The sequence below is a fragment of the Phenylobacterium sp. genome (assembly GCF_035276905.1).
In the GTDB taxonomy this organism is placed as follows: domain Bacteria; phylum Pseudomonadota; class Alphaproteobacteria; order Caulobacterales; family Caulobacteraceae; genus Phenylobacterium.
The window spans coordinates 1-4,421 of record NZ_DATELG010000372.1 but is presented as its reverse complement, the minus strand read 5'-3'; the positions used below and the strand labels follow the sequence as shown (position 1 = coordinate 4,421).

6 protein-coding genes are annotated in these 4,421 nt (G+C 68.4%); 1 reads left to right on the top strand and 5 read right to left on the bottom strand.

What is annotated here, in order from left to right; genetic code table 11:
- The 4 genes from VJS38_RS17770 to rimP form a co-directional block, all read right to left on the bottom strand.
- The coding region (locus tag VJS38_RS17770; RefSeq protein ID WP_324089484.1) for a translation initiation factor IF-2 associated domain-containing protein at window positions 1–152 on the bottom strand (152 nt) is incomplete at its 3' end.
- A 91-nt stretch (window positions 153–243) separates the two neighbouring features.
- Window positions 244–807, bottom strand: a complete 564-nt coding sequence (locus tag VJS38_RS17765) for an RNA-binding protein (RefSeq protein ID WP_414692464.1) — start codon at window positions 805–807, stop codon at window positions 244–246.
- A 215-nt stretch (window positions 808–1,022) separates the two neighbouring features.
- Window positions 1,023–2,708, bottom strand: a complete 1,686-nt coding sequence (gene nusA / locus VJS38_RS17760; RefSeq protein ID WP_324089482.1) for a transcription termination factor NusA — start codon at window positions 2,706–2,708, stop codon at window positions 1,023–1,025.
- 13 nt (window positions 2,709–2,721) lie between these two features.
- Window positions 2,722–3,270, bottom strand: a complete 549-nt coding sequence (rimP, locus tag VJS38_RS17755; protein WP_324089481.1) for a ribosome maturation factor RimP — start codon at window positions 3,268–3,270, stop codon at window positions 2,722–2,724.
- A gap of 288 nt (window positions 3,271–3,558) precedes the next feature.
- Here rimP and ppa point away from each other — a divergent pair, with 288 nt between their 5' ends.
- Window positions 3,559–4,095: an inorganic diphosphatase gene (gene ppa, locus VJS38_RS17750; RefSeq protein WP_324089480.1), complete on the top strand. Its 537-nt coding sequence runs from the start codon at window positions 3,559–3,561 to the stop codon at window positions 4,093–4,095.
- A gap of 16 nt (window positions 4,096–4,111) precedes the next feature.
- Here ppa and trmB read toward each other — a convergent pair.
- Window positions 4,112–4,421: tRNA (guanine(46)-N(7))-methyltransferase TrmB (gene trmB, locus VJS38_RS17745; RefSeq protein WP_414692463.1), on the bottom strand; the 310-nt coding region annotated here is incomplete at its 5' end.

The window sequence follows — 4,421 nt, the reverse complement described above, 5'->3', positions numbered from 1 at the left end:
TTGGTCTCGACCACCACAGTCTTCGAACGGCCGTGGCTGAAGCTTTGCTTCACCGTGCCGGCGCTGACCGATCCGGCCCCGCGGGGCTTGAGGGTCAGGGGCTGGCGTCCGCCCGGGGCGGAGTTGCGGCCGTTGTTGTTCTCGTCGCTCATGCGCTCGCTTTACTCAGCGGCCGGGCGGTCCCGGCCAACGGATCGATCAAATGCAGAGGGGCGGAAACCGTCTCAGGCTCCCGCTTGCCTCTCAAGGCTCCTCGCGCCAACTCTCAGGAAGGAGCGGGCAAAAGCCCGACAACCGCTGAACGTCTTCAGCCCAACGATCGGCGGCTCGCCCCGCAAGGAAGGCGGTGTGTATCACATTCTCCAGGCCTAAGGCCAAACCCAATTCCGTCGAGGAAAACACCCCGATCACGCCCGGCGGACGTGACTGCTTTCGAACCAGGGCCCGGAGCTTGCGGCGGCCGTCCGCGGCGCCGTCCGACGCCTCGATCAGCCAGGCGGCTCGACCGGCGCCGATCGCCGCCGAGACCTTCTCGAACCCGGAGGTAAGATCGCCGGCCCGCCGTGCAAGGCCGAGGGCCGACAAAACCCGCCGCTTCAGCAGAGATTCCACCTGATCGGCGAGGTCCGGCGCCGCCGCGAGCTTCGCCTTGGCGGCGCGCGAGAACAGGCCCTTTCTCGCCGCGGTCTCGACCGACGCCCGGTCGGCCGCGACCCACAGGCCCCGCCCCGGCAGCTTGCGCGCCAGGTCCGGGACCACCGCGGCGTCGGGACCGGCCACGAACCGGATCAGCCGCGCCTCGTCCATCACCTCGCCGGAGACGATGTCGCGGCGTTCGCGGGCGTTCAGCCGCGTGTCATCGGACGTCGGTTCCACGCCGGGCCACCTCTCTACCGCCCATCCCCGCATAAGCGGGGACCCAGGGTTTTTTGGTTGCGGATCAAAGGGCGGGACCTTGGCGGAGGAGGGAAAACAGAAAAAGCCTGGGTCCCCGCTTGCGCGGGGATGGGCGGAGAGAAGCCTCAGGCGTCGCGGGCTTCGCCCTCCATCTCCGCGGCGGCGAAGGCTTCGGTGTCCTCGACCGCCTCGCCGTCCTCTTCGACCTCCGGCTCTTCCGGGGCCTCGACCCAGCCCATGACCACGCGGGCGCGCATGATCAAAAGCTCGGCGTCCTGCGGGTCGAGGCCGAAGCTCTCGAGGATGCCCGGCTCGCGGACCCGCTCGCCGTTCCTGGTCTCGAACCAGCCGCGCAGGTCGTCGGGCACCAGGCCCGCCAGGTCCTCGACGGTCTTCACGTCGCCCTCGCCCAACGCCACCGCCATCGGCAAGGTCAGCCCCTCGATCTCCAGAAGGCCGTCCTCGACCCCCAGCTCGCGGCGCTTGGCGTCGTACTCGGCGGCTTCCTTCTCCAGGTAATCCCGGGCGCGGGCCTGGATCTCCTCGGCGGTGTCCTCGTCGAAGCCCTCGATGGAGGCCACTTCCGAGGCCTCGACATAGGCCACGTCCTCGACGGTGGCGAAGCCCTCGGTGACCAGCAGCTGGGCGATGACCTCGTCGACGTCCAGGGCTTCCTGGAACAGGGCGGTGCGCTCGGTGAACTCGCGCTGGCGGCGCTCGCTCTCCTGGCTCTCGGTCATGATGTCGATCTGCCAACCGGTCAGCTGGCTCGCAAGCCGGACGTTCTGGCCGCGGCGGCCGATGGCCAGCGACAGCTGCTCGTCGGGCACCACCACCTCGACCCGCTCGTCTTCCTCGTCCATCACGACCTTGGAGACCTCGGCCGGGGCCAGGGCGTTGACGATGAAGGTCGCCTCGTCCGGGCTCCACTGGATGATGTCGATCTTCTCGCCCTGCAGCTCGGCGACGACCGCCTGCACGCGGCTGCCGCGCATGCCGACGCAGGCGCCGACCGGGTCGATCGAAGAGTCGTTGGAGACCACCGCCATCTTGGCGCGGCTGCCCGGATCGCGCGCCACCGCGCGGATCTCGATGACGCCGTCGTAGACCTCGGGCACTTCCTGGGCGAACAGCTTGGCCATGAAGCCGCCGTGGGCGCGCGACAGCAGGATCTGCGGGCCCTTGGTCTCGCGGCGGACGTCGTAGATGTAGCAGCGGATCCGGTCGCCGATGTTGAAGTTCTCGCGCGGGATCGACTGGTCGCGGCGCATGATGCCTTCGCCGCGGCCCAGGTCGACGACCACGTTGCCGTACTCGACCCGCTTGACCACGCCGTTGACGATCTCGCCGACGCGGTCCTTGAACTCCTCGTACTGGCGCTCGCGCTCGGCCTCGCGGACCTTGCCGGTCACCACCTGGCGGGCCATCTGGGTCTGCACCCGGCCGAACTCGAAGGGCGGCAGGATCTCCTCATAGACCTTGCCGACGACCGCCTCCTTGTCGCGGCGCTTGGCGTCGGAGAGGCGCAGGATGCCCGGCGGCTCCTCGGCCGGCAGGCCGTCTTCCGTCTCGCCGAACGCGGCGTCGTCGGCGACGACGGTGACCACCCGCTTGACCACCGTCTCGCCGGTCTTCGGGTCGATCTTGACCCGGATGTCGTGCTCGGCGCCGTAACGGGCGCGGGCGCCCTTCTGGATCGCCTCCTCGATCGCCTCGATGACGATCTCCTTGTCGATCGACTTCTCGCGCGCGACGGCCTCGGCGATCTGCAGAAGCTCAAGCCGGTTGGCGGAAATGCCCGTCAGGCTCATGGGTTCAGGTCCCTTACTCGGAAGTCTGTTGTTGCTCTTCGGCCGCCATGCGGGCGGCGCGCACTTCGGCGCCACGCTTCATCAGCTCGTCGGTGAGGACGAGCTTGGCCTCGATGATCCAGGAAAACGGGATGAGGGCGGTGTGTTCCTCGCCCTCCAGGTCGATCGCCACGTTGTCGCCGTCGACGCCGGCCAGAACGCCGCGGAAACGCTTGCGGCCCTCGGCCATGCGGTCGAGCTCCAGGCGCGCCTCGTAGCCCTCGAAGGTCGCGAAATCCTTCAGCCGGGTCAGCGGCCGGTCGACGCCCGGCGAGGAGACCTCCAGCATATATTCGCCGGCGATCGGGTCGGCGGCGTCCATCACCTCGGAGATGGCGCGCGACAGCTTCGCGCAGTCCTCGACCATCATGTCGCCGTCGATCGCCCGTTCGGCCATGATCTGCAGGCGGCGCTGCTTGTCGCCGCCCATCAGCCGCAGGCGGACGATCTCGTAGCCCGCCGCCTCGGCCACGGGCTCGATCAGCTCCAGCAGTCGCATGTCCTCGGCGGTCTTCCCGCGCATGAGCTTGGCCGTTCCCTAGGGAAGCGCTCGAATGGCAAACAAAAAAGCGGCCGGGCCGGAGCCCGCCGCTTGAAAGCGCCATCCAGCGCTATCAGCGATGTTGCTGGGGAATATAGCCGGCCCGGCGCCGGTTGTCAGCCCCCATCCCGCCCGCCGCCGCAGATGACCGCGCGCGGGATCGCCGGAGAGTTTTCGCCCCTGGGTGCGCGAGTGCTCTTTCCTGCGGCCCGGCTTTGGTCCACAGAGCCCATCGCTTTTCTCGCGTGTTCTTCAAAGGTCGTTCTCCTCATGGACCTCTCCAAGATCCCCACCGGCGCCAACCCGCCGTACGACGTCAACGCCATCATCGAGATCCCGCAGGGCGGCGAGCCGGTGAAATACGAGCTGGACAAGGAGTCCGGCGCGATCTTCGTCGACCGTTTCCTGCACACGGCGATGTTCTATCCGGGCAACTACGGCTTCATCCCGCACACCCTCGCCGACGACGGCGATCCGATGGACATCCTGGTGGTCGGTCCGACGCCCGTGGTGCCCGGCGCGGTGATCCGCTGCCGCCCGGTCGGCGCGCTGATGATGCGCGACGAGGCCGGCGGCGACGAGAAGGTGCTGGCCGTGCCGGTGGACAAGCTCCACCCGTTCTACAACGGCGTCGACAGCTGGCGGGCGCTGCCCTCCATCCTGACCGAGCAGATCGCCCACTTCTTCCAGCACTACAAGGACCTGGAGAAGGGCAAGTCGGTCGAGATCGTCCGCTGGGCCGACCCCGAGGAAGCCGCTGAGCTGATCCGCACCTCGATCCAGCGGTACAAGCAGGAAGCGAAGTAGGAACTCTCCCTCCCCATTAAGGGAGGGAGGTTTTCACGAAATCCAGGAACACCGGCGCGCAGTCGCCGAGGCGCTTTTCCTCATAGCGGGTGGTGACGTGGTCGCCGGGCGGGGTGCGCCAGTCCGCCGCCTGCTCGGCGGTCCAGGTCAGGCCCGGCGTGGCGTTCAGGATCTCCAGGCTCCAGTCGACGTAGTTGGCCCAGTCGCTGGCGAAGCGCAGCCCGCCGCCGGCTTTCAGCACCCGCGCCAGCTCCACGGCGGTGTCGCGTTGCAGCAGCCGGCGCTTGTGGTGGCGGGCCTTGGGCCAGGGGTCGGGGAAGAGGACG

Bases quoted from the DNA above. Each gene is read 5' to 3' on its own strand.
- VJS38_RS17765 (WP_414692464.1), bottom strand. From the start codon at position 807: ATGGACGAGGCGCGGCTGATCCGGTTCGTGGCCGGTCCCGACGCCGCG.
- nusA (WP_324089482.1), bottom strand. From the start codon at position 2,708: ATGAGCCTGACGGGCATTTCCGCCAACCGGCTTGAGCTTCTGCAGATC.
- rimP (WP_324089481.1), bottom strand. From the start codon at position 3,270: ATGCGCGGGAAGACCGCCGAGGACATGCGACTGCTGGAGCTGATCGAG.
- ppa (WP_324089480.1), top strand. From the start codon at position 3,559: ATGGACCTCTCCAAGATCCCCACCGGCGCCAACCCGCCGTACGACGTC.